This is a genomic window from Mesorhizobium sp. M0808 (genome assembly GCF_040320025.1).
Classification (GTDB): Bacteria; Pseudomonadota; Alphaproteobacteria; order Rhizobiales; family Rhizobiaceae; genus Mesorhizobium.
On sequence record NZ_JAMYOX010000011.1, the window covers coordinates 60,843 to 75,941 of the forward strand.

Sequence of the window (15,099 nt, forward strand, 5' to 3'; positions counted from 1 at the left end):
AGGTTGCGATCGGGCGGGCGTGACGGCAGCCAGGCTGCCGGCAACGTTAATTTCCGGAGGTCGTCCTCATGGTTCGCCCGATAACGCCCACCAAGCCGCCGGTCCAGCCGCAAAAGGTCAATGCCAAGGCAAACGCCGCGCAGATAGCGCGGCTGGAGGCCCAGGCTGCCAAGCTGCGGGAGCAGATCAGGCTTGCCAACAGGATGGGCGAGCGTGATTGGGCGGCACAGGCCCGCCAGGAACTGGCCCATGTGAGCACGCAACTGGATTCGCTTCAGTCGCCGCCGGTTGCGGCTTCGGCAGCGCCGAGGGTCAACGTCGTCAACGCCAGCAACGGCACATCCGTCAATGGCAGGACGGTGACGCCGGCTCTCTACACGCAGACCAATGTCGCGGCACTGGCGGCGACACCGGTGAAACTGGATGGCAGCACGCCCGAAGACAACGGCGCGGAAGCGACGGCTGCGCGCAACATTGTCAGCGACGTTACCGGCGGCAAAAGCATCGACCAGATTGCATCTGCCCGGGGCGTGACGCGCGAACAGGTTATCGCCGCGCTCAGGTCCGGCGGGATGACCGTTTCAACCGCTCACCCGAGCGGCAATGGCGACGTGCTGACGACGAAGATCACGGATGCCAGCGGCCGCACCATCACGCAATATTACGACTACCAGCACGACAGCTACTACACGAGCGTGGAGCAACCCAACGGCACGGCAACCACTACGCCGATCCGGGATGGGCTCGGGCGCAAGGAAACCAGCAGCTATAATCCCGACACCGGTGCCATCACGACGCGTTACGAAGACGATCTGCGCACCGGAACCGTCACCGAGCGGACCACCTTGCCGAACGGCGCTTCGGTGGAAACCGTTACACCCGGGAACGGGCCGGCCTTGCCGGTCACCACCGTCAACGGTCCAGATGGTCGCAAGACTGTCCTCGCTGCATCTCAGGATCCGGGCGGGGCAACCACCCAGGGCATCAAGGATGATCTCGCGGACGGCAAGAGCATCGAGCAAATCGCGCAGGAAAGGGGTCTGACCAACGAGCAGGTCATCGCCGAGCTGCAGGCCGCGGGCTATCAGGTCACGACGCGCGAACCGACGAGCGACAATGGTGACGTGCAGTCGGTTGAAGTCGTCGATCCGCACACCGGCGTCAAGACCGTCTACTATCACGATTACCAGCATGATGAGCGCACCGTCGTGACGACGTCTGACGGCAAGGAAACGACGGGGTCGGAGGACGGGAACGGCAGGACGCGCAACAGCGTTCGCAACACCGAAACGGGCGAGACCACAACCACAATCGTTGATCCGAAGGCCGGAACGGAAACCACGATCGTCACCGACAAGGACGGTCGGGTGACGACAACGACTACGGAGGAGATCAATGGCGGCGAGCCCGTCGAGTACGAGGTCAAGCCAGGCGACAACCTGACCCTGATAGCGCAGCAATATGGCGTGTCGCTGGACGATCTGAGGAGAACGAACCCCGAGCTCTTCAATTCCCCTCGTGACCCCGACATCATTCACCCGGGCGAAAAGGTTACCATCGAAAACGGTACCCGCACGACCGTGGAAGTCACCTTCAACGGTTATACGCTGACCACGAGCCCTGATGGCAGCATGACGCTGCACAACAACACCACCGGGACCGACCTGAAGATCGAAGCAGGAAGTACGCAGGAGGCGTTGGCCAGGACGCTGTTGGCGGTGAACCCCAACAGCAGTGATGCCACGGAGGCAAAAGAGGGCGAGGTCGTAAAGACCTTCGTCGAAGGGCTGCTGGCGGGTGAAGCCTTGCCCAGTCTCATCGACGCGGCAGAAGAAGCCGGACAAAACAAACAGGACCTGATCGAGAGATATGGTCTAGGTACCGTCGCCACGCCCGAGCTGGACGGTGAGAACAGGGTTGTCAATCCATTCGGCGATCCGCCGCAGGGTAATGCACCCTCCGGCGGAAAGTGGACGCTGATGAAGATCGATGGCGTCTGGACCTGGGTCGATCCCGAGGTGGCCCAGGCCATCATAGCTGAGAACATCGCGCTGTCCCAAATTACAGAGACGCGAGCTCTGGCCGGTCAGCGGCAGGAACAGTTCAACGTCTATATGCTCGACTCCGCCTACAAGGATGCTGTTGATGGGGCGCAGACAGTTATAAACGAGGCGTTGGCACCCCATGGTCTGCAATGGACCCCGCAGAAACCGGAAGGCACGGTTGCCGATGCGCAGGAGCGGCTTACCAAGGCCAACACCTTGCTGCAGAACGCGCAGGATGCCCGTGGCGAATATGAGACTGCTGGGCGCATTCTCGCCGACGCCATCACCCAGCAGAGCGAACTTGCGCCGCTGATTGATCCCAATGCAGACGTTGCATCCGCGCAAGGGCAGCCAGGTCCCAATCGGCAAACGCAGTACGCGCAAGGCCTCGCGGATCATGCGGCTGTCGATCAGCTGTTCTCCGAAGTCGGCCTGCATCTGAGCAAGGGCGACAAGCTCACCATCGACTTCCTGGTGGGGCAAGCCGAGCTTGACGGCGTTCCGACCGACTCGAAGGAATATCAGGACCTCAAGGCGCTGCAGACGACAGCAGGCAATCAGCTCGAATTGGCGGAAGCCTATCAAAGCTACTTCAACGCCCATGCCGATGCCACGCAAGTAGGTGCGCAGCAGACGGACCTCGAGCAGAGACTGCTCGCCGAATACAATAGCGAGCACCAGTTTCTGTTCGAACAGGGAAAGAAACATCAAAGGGTCAGTGGCGATTATCTGGGTCTCTTCCAATCGCAAAAACTGGAGGTCCGCGACGGCCAGCTGTGGGTGGTCAACCAGTTCGAAGAGGGCACGACCGAGCAGCAGCTCACCTACAATCTGAGCGAAACGAACGTCAGGGATGAGTACCGCGATCGGCAACTCAACAAGGACTGGCAGCAGCTTTTGGGCGGCAGCAGTTCCACCGGGCCGGTGTGCACGGCAAATGGCCTGGAAGCGGTGAGGGCCAGCGAGGCGCAGGCGGCGCGGAATCTCAACGATGTCCTGGATCGGCAGCTCGGCGACAGCATTGAAGACCTGAACTCCGAGCTGTCAACGCTGCAGACCAACTTCAACAATGCGTTGACGGAGCACGGGCCAGGAACAGTCGATGCTCCTGAAGGCACCCTGCCCAATGGCGTGCAGCCTGTCGAGATCAACGTCGGCGGACAGACAATCAAGGTGGCGCCGGAGGTTGCCCAGACATACAACGAGATAGGGATCGATGCGTTGACCCAGAGCGGGAAGGCAGTCTGGATCGACCTGGATACAAACGATGACGATGCCAGCGGACGCTGGGTTGATCCCGAACTAGCGGTCGCCAAACTCAAGCTGGACGCGACAAGGCTTCAGATAACGCAGGCCGAGGAGCTGCGCGGGCTGGTGCAAGGCCTCAGCGACTATCATGAGCTTCGGTCCAGCGATCCCTCGTTGCTGGTTGACCGCAACAGCACGGTGGATAAGACCTATCTGGACGAGCATGAGCAGCAGACGCTTGACGGCATCTATCAGCCGAAGTTCCAGCAACTGCTCGACAGCGGCTACGACAACGAGTTCCGAGAACAGCGCGGCACGGCCCTTGAGGAGACGGTCGCCAGAACGCTCGGCATAGATCGTTCGACCGAGGAAGGTCGCGAGGCGATCGAGAATGTGACGGAAGAGATCCGCGATATCGGCGGCGACAATCCTTATGTGCGCAGCGTGCCGATTTTCTATGTTGACGACGAGGTCGGGACACAGCAGGTCGCGCTGTTTGCTGTGCGTGACGGAGACGGCAACACTCGCTATGTCGATGTGACCGGCAAAAAGTTCGACGACCTCCAAGATTTCCAGGACAACAACAACCAGTTCGGCGAAGATGGCAAGCTCGTCGTCCCCAAGGGTCTGGAGATGAAGGCCGGCGATGACGGCAGGATCGAACTGGAAGTCGTCAAGTCGCGCAATGTTTCTGCTTGGGACAAGGTCGTCGATCCGCTGGTTGGCATCGGGACGGGTATAGCCACCATTCTGTCGTTCACGCCGGCCGCGCCGATTGCAGCACCCTTGGCCTATACGGGCGCTGCCTATCTCGGCACCCGAGCGGTCATAAACCAGGTCAACCATCTGGAACATGGCGGCGAGTGGGACGATACCGAGTCGCTGATGAATGTCGCCAGCGTGGCAACCACGGTTCTGCCGATGGCTTCCAGCGGTCTGCGCACCATTGGATTAGCAGGAAGGGAAATGACGGCCGCCGGATTGGCGGGAAAGGAAATGACGGCCCTGCAGGCCTTCCGTGGCAGCATAGGCGCAACACGGTCCAGCTCGCCCCTGGCGCTCGAAACCCGAACCTACATGCAGTCGACCGCTGGTTTGAACAAGGCGGCCTGGGGAATGGATGTCGGCTCCGTGATTGTCGGTGCACCTTTGCTGGCGACATCGGTCTACGATCTCGCTGTCAACGGGGACCAGATGAACGGTCTCCAGCTTGCCAACGCGCTTACGGGTCTTGGCACCGGCATTGCCGGCACGGGCCTCGGCATTCACGGACTGCGGGCGCTGCGACCTGGAACGGGCACGCAGGCAAGCGTTTACAGGCCGACCGGGGAACAGGGATTTCAAGATCCTAGTCATCCTGTGATACCTGGAGAAGTGGTCAACACCAGTGACGCCAGCGGTGACGGTCCGACGATGCAGCCGGGCCGCGATCCGCATGGGTCGACTGGGCGCAATTCACCGCCTCCCGCTGATAGCGATCCCATCATTGTGCCGAACAAGCCGGCAGGAAAAGACGACTCGATACGCCTCGTCTGGGATCCGGAGACGCGCAGCTTCACCGGCATGCCGGAACCCGACACAAGCGGGCACACGTCTCCGGGCAGAACCCTGCGGCTCCAAGACAAGAACGGCGAGGTGATCGTCGCGGCGATGTTGGGCACGGAGCCCAGGAGCCCGGAACAGGTGTATGTGCCGCCTTCCGACGGACCGCGCGCGCCGGCCGATGCGCCGGAGGTCGCGGACAAGACGCACATACTGGTATACGACCCCAATACGGGCGAACCCGTGGTGCTACCCTGGATAGGTGGTGCTTCCGACGACCATGGGCCGGGGAATCTTGGGTATCCCGAGGAGGGCAATCAGCCTGTCGAAGGCGCGGGCGATCCTACAAGACCCTTGCGCGGCAATGTCGGCCCGTTTGTGTTCCGGGCCGATACCCGCTCGCCAACCGAGATCAGGGACGCGGGAGGCTTCTCGCCACCGCCCCCGACAGGAATCTGGGTGGACAATCCGCAAGGCATTGCCCTGAGCAACTATGTCATGGGCAATACCCATGGCCGTTTCGTCGGCACGAGCCAGTCAATCTCGGGAGCCAAGGCTTTCGTTTCGGAAGAGTCACGAGCCGCTCGGCAGCAAGGTTACACCTATCTCTACACGCTCAATCCAAGCAGACCGCGCCTCCACGTCCCGACTGAATTCGAGGCAATGGGCCGACCCGTCAGCGACAGGATGGCCCGCGTCGACGAGACCGCAGTCGACGGCAGCATACCATGGAGCGAGGTCTATGGCTGGCGGATGATGGATCCGGACGGGAATTTCGTCGGTGAGTTCACGCGCAATGAGGATGCCGTCGCGCCCGGCACATCGACACAAAAACGCCCACAGGTCATCTTGCGGCCGGCCGACGAGTTCTGGGATGTCAATACGCCAGCACAGACCGAAGCGCCGCCGCCCCCAGTGGCCGAGGTGGTCAGCAACGAAGCCCCAGCTGTGACTGGCGAAACGCCGCAAGCGGTGAATATTGCTGCCGAAACGCCGACAGCCGCTACATGGCCGCCGGCGCCCGACCGGGGCAGGGCGGTTTTTGACCCTGACCGCGGAAAGATCGTCAGCCTTGAGCTTCCGGTGAGCTCCGCCGCGGAACCAGGATATGCGGAACCGGTGCGGGCGCCGACCGGGCCGGAGGTCAGGGCGCTTTCAGCCGATCAGATTTCCGAACTGACAGGCACGCAATTGCACGCCATCAAGCCAGAGCATATCGCCAAGCTGGCGCCTGAGCAGGTTGCTGCACTGAGCCCCGAGCAGATCGGGCAGCTGACGTTTGATCAACTTGCGGCGCTTCGGCCGAAGCAGTTGCGGGCGCTGAGTGCCGAACAGCTCCAGGCGATCAGGCCAAGCAGATTGCAGGCCGTTGCCCCTGGCCGTATCACCGGCTTACGACCGGATCAGGTCGCTGCCTTTTTACCCGAGCAGCTCGCTGCCTTGACCATTGAGCAAGTGCGCAAGCTGACACCCGACCAGATCGCCAAGCTCAGTGATGAGCAGCGCAATGCCCTTACGTCGGAACAAGTCGCCGCCATGAGACCTGCCCAATTCGGCCATCTCGATGCGACCCAGTTCGCGGCGTTGAACCCTGATCTCGTCGCAGCACGCGATCCGGTGGCAACGGCAAAGCTGTCGCCGGACCACATCTCGGCGCTTACGCGGGAGCAGCTTGGCGCTCTGACCATTCATCAGATCGAGGCGCTGACGAAGCAACAGATAGCGGCGCTGACGCCGAAGCAGCTTGCCGAGTTGAGCCCAGGCCAGTTGCGCAAGTTCACGCCTAAGCAGTTTGCCTGGATGTCGACGGAGCAAACAAACGCCCTCTCCGTGCTGCAACTGACGACCTATCGGGCAACGCATAAAAAGGCGATGACGCCGGATCAGGCCACCAGCGTCGATCTGGCCCTCAGCTATGCCAGGATGCGGGAAAACGCTCAGGCGCTCGCCACCTTTGGCGGCATGTCGACCACCTCCTACATGTTGTGGAGTTCATTGCCGCCAACCTGGACCGCCACCGCCGGATCGGTGGCATTTGGCGTGCGAGGCATGGTTTTCGGCGCCCAGGCGCTCTTCCCCAACGCAACCGCAGGTCACAAGCCGTTCGGGCGATTCCTCAACGCGCTCGGCGGAGCCACATTCATTGCCGCAGCGCCAGGTGCCGCGACCGGGATGATCCAGGGTAAGGATCTTGTCGTCAACAGCACGTTCACGCTCGGCAACATCGTCTATGGCACGAAGTCGATGCTGCAGTCGTTCACCGGCAGACCGGTGATCCGAAACCTGGCCGAACATCTGGCTGGACCCGGCTATGTGCTTGGCTGCGCCGTCTATACGCTGCACTCCTGGCCGGCGCCGATCGCCACAGTCGCCGGCACCATGTTCACCTTCGGTTGCGCGGAATTCTGGGCGTCGGCCATAAGGACGGACCGGATGAATCGCCGTTCAGTGCCGCGAACCGATGCTGATATCGCGGCGGCGGAAAAGTCCGACAAGAGATGGGCTGCATGGGATCGGTGGACTCTGGGCATCACCTTCGGCGTTGGAATGCTTCTCTTCTCGCTGGACGCCCTGCTCGCGGAGCCTTGGGAGGGCGCGAAGACCCCCCCTCCACCCGATCCGAAAAAACCGGATGGCGATGCCTCGTCCCAGCAACCCGATGATCCTTCGGATGTTCCAGGTGGCCCGCAGATCCCGGGGGAGGATTTCCCGCAACTTGTCGTGGTCGCCGATGACGGCCTGAATTTGCGGACCCAGTCTGACGGGGATTCGACTGTGGGAACGGTTCTGCAACCCGGCACATTCGTCGAACAGACCGCGAAGCCATCGACCGATCCGTCAGGGGAGACCTGGATACCTGTCGAAGGTTTCGGACCGGACGGCGAAATGCATAGCGGCTGGGTTTCCGGCGACTATGTCGAGGCTCATGCCGAGGGCAGCAGCAATCCTGAGGGCCGCACGAACCCAACGCTGGAGAAAGACGGTTATCGGTGGGTCGAGGTCAGGGATGGCGACAGCATTCGCCTGATAGCCAAGACCCATTCTGCGGATGTGGCGGACACGGTTGTGCTCAACATGGATCATATTCTGAGCCCGGACGTGATCTTCTCAGGCGACCGCGTCTATCTGCCGATCACCTCGATCGGCTGAGAAACCGCGGGCCGAGCCTATCGTCCATTGACTCCTGCGCCTTGTCGGTTCTCGCGGCATACGCGTTTGCGACACTGGCGGCGAGTTTTGCCGCCCGCTCAGCTGCCGGATTGGACGGTTCGGAGGAGTAGGAGGCGGTAAACTGCAGATCTGACGGATGCCATTCGCAGTCGACAATGCGCAGTTTACCGCTTGCGGTATAGTCCTGGACGACTTCCTCAGGGAGAGAGGCGATGCCGATACCATTGAGTGTCATTTTGATGGAAGCGGCCAGCGAATTAGCGGGAAAGATACGCGGCGTCTCTTCCAGTTCGCCGGTCAGCTTGCGGTAAAGTTCGCTGTAGGGTCTGGTGGTCCGCGCATAGCTGATGATTGGGAATTGCATCAGATCAGTCAGCGTCAGCTTGCGCCGCGGAGGCAGGTTCAGGTGCGGCGAGCAGACCCACACGAGCGGAAAGGACGGCATCTCGATGTTCTCGATGCTGTGTTCCAGAATTGGGCCCATCAGCACCGCAAGATCGAGTCGGTGCGACATGAGTTCGTTGCGAAGGGTGGTCGTCGCATCAACGACGATATCGGTATCGATAAGCGGATAGTTTGCTTGCAGCTCCCGGAGGAAATCCGGTAGCCAGGTGTGAACGATCGTTTCGGCAACCCCGAGCCTAAGCACCCCTGCCGTCTCTGAAAGCGAGCTGGCCGTCAGTTGCAGCCGTTCCGCTACCCGCAGGACCCGTTGAGCAGACGGCAGAAGCCGTTGTCCCTGGGCTGTCAGCCTGACATTGCCGCTCTGCCGCTCGAACAGCTTGGCACCTAGCGCTTCTTCCAGCCCGGCAATTCGGTTGGATACTGCGGGCTGCGTGGTGTTGAGTCGTTCGGCAGCCTTTCGAAAGCTTCCGAAAGTCGCCACCAGTAGAAAGGTTTCGAGCTGCTTGATGTTGAAAGGGATCACAATTCAATGCCGGACAATAATCTGAGCGCCGACCTTTACGCGGTCAAACAGGTCAATGACGTCTTCATTGGTCATGCGAATGCAACCAGAGGAGTTGGCTTGTCCGACGGTCCACGGCTGATTGGTGCCGTGGACGCGATAAAGCGTGTTTCCGATATACAGTGCCCGTGCGCCCAAAGGGTTGTTCGGGCCTCCGGCCACGTGCGCAGGCAAGATACGGCCTTTTGATGCTTCTCTGGATCGCATTTCGGCCGGTGGCCGCCAATCTGGCCAGTCCTTCTTTTTCGAAATCGTGTCGCGACCGGACCACTCCAGCCCCTCCTTGCCGACCCCCACCGCGTATCGTAGCGCTTTGCCGCCCCCCAGCACGTAATAGAGACGCCGCTCCGTGGTGTTGATCACAATCGACCCCTTCGGCTGAGCCTCGCTGAATGTCACGACCTGCCTGGGAATCCCTGACTCCTCGGGCGTGAATTCTCCGTCCGCCGTCAGGCCGGAAGCGCTAGGCGAGACCAGTACATTTCTTCCCCGATCGTATGTCCAACTTCTAGGGTCATAACCGCTGTTCGATTGGGCCTGCGCCGACGCGATTGCGGCAATCGACGCCACCGCGACCAGAACCGATGCACTCAATGCCTCGATGAGACGCGTTGCCGCAAACCTCTTGCCTCGAGCAACGCCTGCGGGCACGTCCAGCTTCGCGAGCAGGCTGTTGGTTGCCGTCACCGAGACCACTCCTTTCCACATACCAATGACCCCGAACCCGGTGGTAACCGATTCCTACCCGCACTGTATCGTCTTGCGGTTCCTTCGCAACATTTGGCACAGGACGTTGGTATGCAATCCAATTGGACTTCCCATTTTCGAGTGTCCACGATAGAATGACATCGGCGGACAAGCTATGAAGCAAGCGAGGCGGGGCATTACTCGTGGGTCGCTTTCGATAGGACCAATGTGACGGGACCCAGCATCAGCCATGGTGATCGGTTATCTGGAGGCAGAGCTGCCCTAGTGGCCTGCCGGCTTGCCGTCGTCCTGGCGCTCGGCTTTGGCTCCCAGCCTGCGTTTGCTGCCGAACCGCGCTGGCCCCCTGGCCCGTACAAATACATCACGATCGATCAGTCCGTGACAGACGCGCTGGTTGAGCTCGGCCGCAACATGCGGGTGCCCATGCGTCTCAGCAAGCTGGTAAAGGGGCGCCTGAGCGCCGGCATGCCGGTTGGAACGGCTCGCGAGTTCCTCGAAGAGATATGCAATCGATACGGGCTGGTCTGGCATTTCGACGGTATCGTCATGAACGTCGCGACGGAAGCGGAAGTCCAGACGGAAATGATCCCGCTTGATGCCAACATGGCTGCTGGCGCCGAAGACAGGCTTTTACGGCTGGGCGTCAGCGACCCGAAGTTTCCAATAAAGGTTTCCAAGCAAGACGATGTCATCTCGGTATCGGGGCCGCCATCCTACATCGAACTCGTCAGGAAAACGCTCGGGGTTCCTGCCACGCCGAGCACGAAGCAGGAAGCCGGCAAAGCTGTGTCGGTCCGCGTTTTCCGCGGAAAGCAGGCGGAGGCGCAGACTGTCCCCTCCGCCAAACCGAACTAAAAACTGGAGGGCACATTCATGCAAATCGCGCCGATTGGAGCCCTAGAGGCTACGCTTGCAAACTTGACCACCAGCATAAGTTCGCAACAGCAAATCACCGCCGGCGCGGCAGCGCAGCCCGGTAACCGAATGGTGGGCGCCAAGCAAGAAAAGCACGATGCCGCGAAGGTCAATATGCCTGAGCGCAGTGATGTCGCGACGCCGGCTGGTCAGCAGGTGGCGCAGACGCCCGGCGCCAATCCGGCAATAGGCGGACAGACTTCCAAACCGGAGAAGACCGAGCCGATCGTCGAACACAAACTCTTCGACTACATGGCCGAGACGGAAAAAGCCGCAGGTGGGGTGTTCACGGAACCATCGGCCCTTTTCGGTTCTGCCGTTAAGTCGCTCGAAGGAACCATGCAGCAGGTCCAGAAGGCTCTTGGCCAGGCTAACGCTTCCTCAAGTGCTGAAACGGCCGCCACGCCGGATCGCGCCGACAAGACGGCCCCGTCCGGCAAGGAAGGCGAAGACTCCCCAGCCAAGAACGCAGAGCAACTCCTGGAACGATCGATTTCGGTGATGTGGGCAGCCGCCAATCTCGAGGTGGTTACGAGCAGCGTGACGGCCGTCACGTCGTCCACCAGCACGCTGATCAAGCAACAGTAAGCGCCGCGGAGTGTTCGCGCCCATGCCAACCTCGCAGCGGCGTTTAACGCGATTGGATCGATGCGGCGCCAGGTTTCGCGTTGCGCTCGTTGTCATGGGTATGCTTGTGCTCCAGGCGTGTTCGGTGGAGTTGTATTCCAACCTCAACCAGCGGCAGGCCAACGAGATCGTGGCCACGCTCATGCGTCACGGGATCCCGGCCCAACGCGAGGTCGGCAAGGACGGCAAGATGACGGTTTCCGTACAGAAGGGCCGCTTCGCCGAAGCTATGGCCATTCTCGACGAGAGCGGCTTGCCCAAACAGGAATTCCAGACGCTCGGCGAGGTGTTCAAGAGGGATGGGCTTGTGTCCTCGCCGGTGGAAGAGCGGGCAACGATGATCTATGGCCTGAGTCAGGAGCTGTCGCAGACGATTTCGGACATCGACGGCGTACTTTCGGCGCGCGTTCATCTCGTCCTGCCCGAAAACGATCCGCTGAGGCAGCAACTGGTACCGTCCTCCGCCTCCGTGTTCATCCGGCATCGCGCATCCGTTCCGATGAATGAGCTCATCCCGCAGGTCAAGATGCTGGTGGCCAAGGGCATCGCCGGGCTGACCTATGACAATGTTTCCGTCACCCTCATTCCGGTTGCAGCGACAGCCCCCGAGCAGGAAACCGGCGAGGCCGGGTTCACCAGCTTCCTCGGCCTGTGGCTACATCCCGACAGCGTCGCCGCCGCGATGTCACTGTTTTATGGCATGGCGGCGGCCATATTCGTGCTGGCTGGTCGGTTGGCCTACATGCAGTGGTATCGACGGCCCGGCATCTATGCGCTCGATGCTTCCGCAATGCCGGTGAAGAAAACATGACCCAGCCCGGCTCGGAGCAAACTGCCAGCCCGGAATGGCAGGCATTCATCTCCAAACCCGCGTCCTATGTGGATGCGGCTTGGCTCGCGGAGTGCTTTGACGGCGCGGTCGGCGAGGCTGCCTGCGAGCGCATGCTGCGCTCGCAACGCTTGCAGGAGCGACTGTCGAAGCTTCTGCTCGATCGGCATAGGCTCTCTCCAGTGGTCGAAGAGCCGGCCGACGAGGTGGATCGAGCGATCGCCTTGTCGTCTGGCGAAGAGCTGGAGGAACTTGCACTTCGCTCGGGCGCGATCTACTGGGCTGGGAGTCTGGCCGCTGTCATTGTTGGGCGCGAAGCGGCCGCATTGCAGGCGGCGCTTGGGGCTGATCTGTGCGCTTTCGCCCTCGCCAACCGCGATCTGGCCGGCCCGATTGATCGATTGGGGCCGCTGGAAGACATTTCCGGTCGCGTCTACGGCGACGGCCTGAGCTGCCTTGGCGCCTGGTGTCAGATCATGCCGGGCGATACGAGCATGCGGGTGCGTCTCAAGCTGGTGCCGCAAGAGCTCATCCACCAGCCGTCAGCCGAACAATTTGCCGAGGTCGGCCCCGCGATTGTTCGACGAGCGATGAGCTAGACGAGATGATCGAATCGGGCAAAGCGTCGGAAGCTCTGAGGCGTCCCTACGCTCGGATCCTGCGGGCCGCCGAGGTGCGCGCTCTCCAGGATGGGCATGCGTTTCTCGATGAAGCAAGGCGTGATGCGCAGCAGTTGCGCGACGCCGCTCGGCGAGCCTATGCGGCCGAATATGCGCAGGGCTATGACGACGGCAAAACGCAAGGCGATGCTGAGGCCACGCGGCTAGTCAGCGAGACGGCGGTCAAGGTGGATCGCTATTTTGGTGGGCTGGAATCCGAAGTCATTGGCCTTGCCGTCGATATCGTCAGGCGAATTCTGGGAGAATTCGACGTCGGCGCGCTTGTCGCCAAAGCCGCAAGACAGGCGGTGACTGAAATCCGCCGCGCCAAGTACCTGAAACTCCGAGTTCATTCCGCGTCCATCGAAAGGGTTCGTGATGAGCTGGACGCAGTCTTGCGCCAGAGTGATCTGGCGATGACGGTTGAGATCGACGCGGATGACGCGCTGGCTCCGGACGCCTGCATCGTTTCGACCGACTTTGCCGTCGTCGACGCGAGCATCGACGCGCAGCTCAAAGCCATAGCTGCCGCGATTGCGCCGAAGACGGAGGTCCGATGACCGCGCCCGCCGCTGATATCGAAAGCCGTCTGGCCACCATCATTCCGAATTTGCGTTCGGGCCTGCGCGACGATACCGGCCGGCCCAGGAAAGGGCGTGTACGGCGTGTCGCCGGCACCGTCATTCATGCGACCGTGGAGGAGGCCCGTATCGGCGAGATATGCGAACTCGTCGACCCTAGGACCGGAAGGGTGACCAAGGCGGAAGTCGTCGGCCTCATGGACGAAATGGCGATCCTTGTTCCGCTGGGCGATTTGGCCGGTCTTTCAAACCTGACTGAGGTCGTGGCGACCGGAAAAGACCAGCAGGTGCTCGTCGGCCCCAGCCTTCTTGGTCGCGTGATCAGCGCGCTTGGCGAGCCATTGGACGGCAAGCCGCTTTCGCCGGACGGCATCGCCGGCAGCTATCCGGTCAATGCCTATCCGCCATCTCCGCTGGAGCGCGGCTTGATTTCCCAGCCGATCCAACTCGGAATACGCGCACTCGATGCGCTGCTCACCTGCGCGCGCGGCCAGCGCGTCGGAATCTTTGGCGGACCGGGCGTGGGAAAGTCGATCTTGCTTTCCGATATCGTCAGCGGCACCGATGCCGATGTCGCGGTGGTCGCCCTTGTTGGAGAGCGCGGACGTGAGGTACGCGAATTCCTCGAACAACAGCTCGGGCCCGAGGGCAGGGCGAGGGCCATTGTCGTTGTTGCGACCTCCGACCGTCCCGCCATTGAGCGTGTCAAGGCTGCCTATGTGGCGACCAGCATTGCCGAATATTTTCGCGACCAGGGCAAACATGTGTTGCTTGCAATGGACAACCTAACCCGGTTTGCCCGTGCGCACCGAGAGATTGGCCTGGCCGCGGGCGAGCCGCCGACGCGTCGCGGCTTTCCGTCTTCGCTGTTTGCGGTCTTGCCCCGTCTGCTCGAGCGGTCAGGCACGGGTCGCGTCGGATCCATCACCAGCCTCTACAGCGTTCTTCTTGAAGGCGACGGTACGCTGGACCCTGTCGCCGAGGAAGTTCAGGCCCTCCTTGATGGCCACGTCTTCTTGTCGAGCGAGCTTGCGCAGCGCAACCATTTCCCGGCCATTGATGTCCTGCGCAGCCGAAGCCGCCTCATGGATGCGGTTGTGGCGCCGGAACATCGGTCCGACGCCGGCCACCTGCGTGAACTGCTTGCCCGCTACGCTGACATCGAGCTTCTCCTGCGCGTCGGTGAATACGAAAAAGGCAGCGATCCCGTGGCGGACGAGGCAATGGCGAAGATCGATGTCATCAACGCCTTTCTGCGTCAGGCGTCCGCCACTCATGAGAGCCTGGAGAGGACACGCCAACTCATGCGGGAGATCGTCGGTGAAAGATCGTGAGATGATCACTCGATTACGCGAGCTCAGACGCCGCCGTGAGGACCGTGCAAGGGAAGAGGTGATCAAACGGCACGCCGCTTTGGACCGGGCCGCGAGGGAGGGTCGGCAGGCGGCCAGTGCGGTCACGGAGCACCTGCAGCGCACGGTCGATGCCGAAGATGCAGCGTTCGGCTCGCTTATTGGGCATCCGATAAAAGCTGCCAGCCTTCACCAGCTACAGGGCCGGTTTGAAATCGCCGCCAGAAAAACCGAGCAATTGCGTGAAAACGAGAAGATGGCCGGCGTCGCCGAGCAGCAACGGCAAGCGGAACTGTCGGCAGCTCGCAATGATCATCGTGAGGCCATGAAAGCTCTGACGAAGCTGGACGGGGTATTGGAGCATCTGATCAACCGCACCGCTCGACGTTGCCTGGCGCTTGCCGAGCTTTCCGAGGAAGGAGAGCGCGGTCCAACGCGCCTGCCCACATAGCCCA

General features: G+C 61.4%; 10 protein-coding genes. 8 read left to right on the forward strand and 2 right to left on the reverse strand.

Annotation, left to right across the window (positions count from 1 at the left end; translation table 11 throughout):
• The first annotated feature begins 68 nt into the window (after positions 1-68).
• Positions 69-7,985, forward strand: coding sequence for a LysM peptidoglycan-binding domain-containing protein (locus tag NKI25_RS15560; RefSeq protein WP_352998657.1), 7,917 nt, complete (start codon positions 69-71; stop codon positions 7,983-7,985).
• Here the strand turns inward: NKI25_RS15560 and NKI25_RS15565 are convergent.
• Both NKI25_RS15565 and NKI25_RS15570 read right to left on the reverse strand, forming a co-directional pair.
• Entirely contained in the window at positions 7,969-8,934 is a 966-nt protein-coding gene (locus NKI25_RS15565) for a LysR family transcriptional regulator (protein WP_352591441.1), read from the reverse strand. The two genes, NKI25_RS15560 and NKI25_RS15565, sit on opposite strands and share 17 nt — an antisense overlap.
• Before the next feature lie 3 nt (positions 8,935-8,937).
• Positions 8,938-9,660, reverse strand: coding sequence for a L,D-transpeptidase (locus NKI25_RS15570; protein ID WP_352591444.1), 723 nt, complete (start codon positions 9,658-9,660; stop codon positions 8,938-8,940).
• Positions 9,661-10,059: 399 nt separating this feature from the next.
• On the opposite strand from NKI25_RS15570, the gene NKI25_RS15575 reads away from it, so the two are divergent.
• From NKI25_RS15575 to NKI25_RS15605, 7 genes are read left to right on the forward strand one after another with little or no spacing between them, the layout of a single operon-like run.
• Entirely contained in the window at positions 10,060-10,536 is a 477-nt protein-coding gene (locus NKI25_RS15575) for a type III secretion protein (protein WP_352998658.1), read from the forward strand.
• 18 nt (positions 10,537-10,554) lie between these two features.
• A complete protein-coding gene (locus tag NKI25_RS15580) occupies positions 10,555-11,184 on the forward strand; it encodes a hypothetical protein (RefSeq protein WP_352591450.1) in 630 nt (209 codons plus the stop codon).
• A 22-nt stretch (positions 11,185-11,206) separates the two neighbouring features.
• Positions 11,207-12,034 carry a type III secretion system inner membrane ring lipoprotein SctJ gene (sctJ, locus tag NKI25_RS15585; RefSeq protein ID WP_352591453.1) on the forward strand — a complete coding sequence of 276 codons (828 nt, stop codon included), beginning with the start codon at positions 11,207-11,209 and terminating at the stop codon, positions 12,032-12,034.
• Positions 12,031-12,651, forward strand: coding sequence for a SctK family type III secretion system sorting platform protein (locus NKI25_RS15590; protein ID WP_352591455.1), 621 nt, complete (start codon positions 12,031-12,033; stop codon positions 12,649-12,651). The genes sctJ and NKI25_RS15590 overlap by 4 nt, the downstream gene beginning before the upstream one ends.
• A 5-nt stretch (positions 12,652-12,656) precedes the next feature.
• On the forward strand, positions 12,657-13,271 hold the full coding sequence (gene sctL / locus NKI25_RS15595; RefSeq protein ID WP_352591457.1) for a type III secretion system stator protein SctL: 615 nt from the start codon (positions 12,657-12,659) through the stop codon (positions 13,269-13,271).
• The gene (locus tag NKI25_RS15600) at positions 13,268-14,626 is read left to right on the forward strand and encodes a FliI/YscN family ATPase (protein ID WP_352591460.1); all 1,359 of its coding nucleotides are present in this window, start codon (positions 13,268-13,270) and stop codon (positions 14,624-14,626) included. Before sctL ends, NKI25_RS15600 begins: the two co-directional genes overlap by 4 nt.
• Positions 14,613-15,095 carry a hypothetical protein gene (locus NKI25_RS15605; protein ID WP_352591463.1) on the forward strand — a complete coding sequence of 161 codons (483 nt, stop codon included), beginning with the start codon at positions 14,613-14,615 and terminating at the stop codon, positions 15,093-15,095. Before NKI25_RS15600 ends, NKI25_RS15605 begins: the two co-directional genes overlap by 14 nt.
• Positions 15,096-15,099 lie beyond the last annotated feature (4 nt).

Excerpts from the sequence above, each read along its gene's own strand:
- NKI25_RS15560 (WP_352998657.1), top strand. The coding sequence starts at position 69 with ATGGTTCGCCCGATAACGCCCACCAAGCCGCCGGTCCAGCCGCAAAAG.
- sctL (WP_352591457.1), top strand. The coding sequence starts at position 12,657 with ATGATCGAATCGGGCAAAGCGTCGGAAGCTCTGAGGCGTCCCTACGCT.
- sctJ (WP_352591453.1), top strand. The coding sequence starts at position 11,207 with ATGCCAACCTCGCAGCGGCGTTTAACGCGATTGGATCGATGCGGCGCC.
- NKI25_RS15580 (WP_352591450.1), top strand. The coding sequence starts at position 10,555 with ATGCAAATCGCGCCGATTGGAGCCCTAGAGGCTACGCTTGCAAACTTG.
- NKI25_RS15600 (WP_352591460.1), top strand. The coding sequence starts at position 13,268 with ATGACCGCGCCCGCCGCTGATATCGAAAGCCGTCTGGCCACCATCATT.
- NKI25_RS15590 (WP_352591455.1), top strand. The coding sequence starts at position 12,031 with ATGACCCAGCCCGGCTCGGAGCAAACTGCCAGCCCGGAATGGCAGGCA.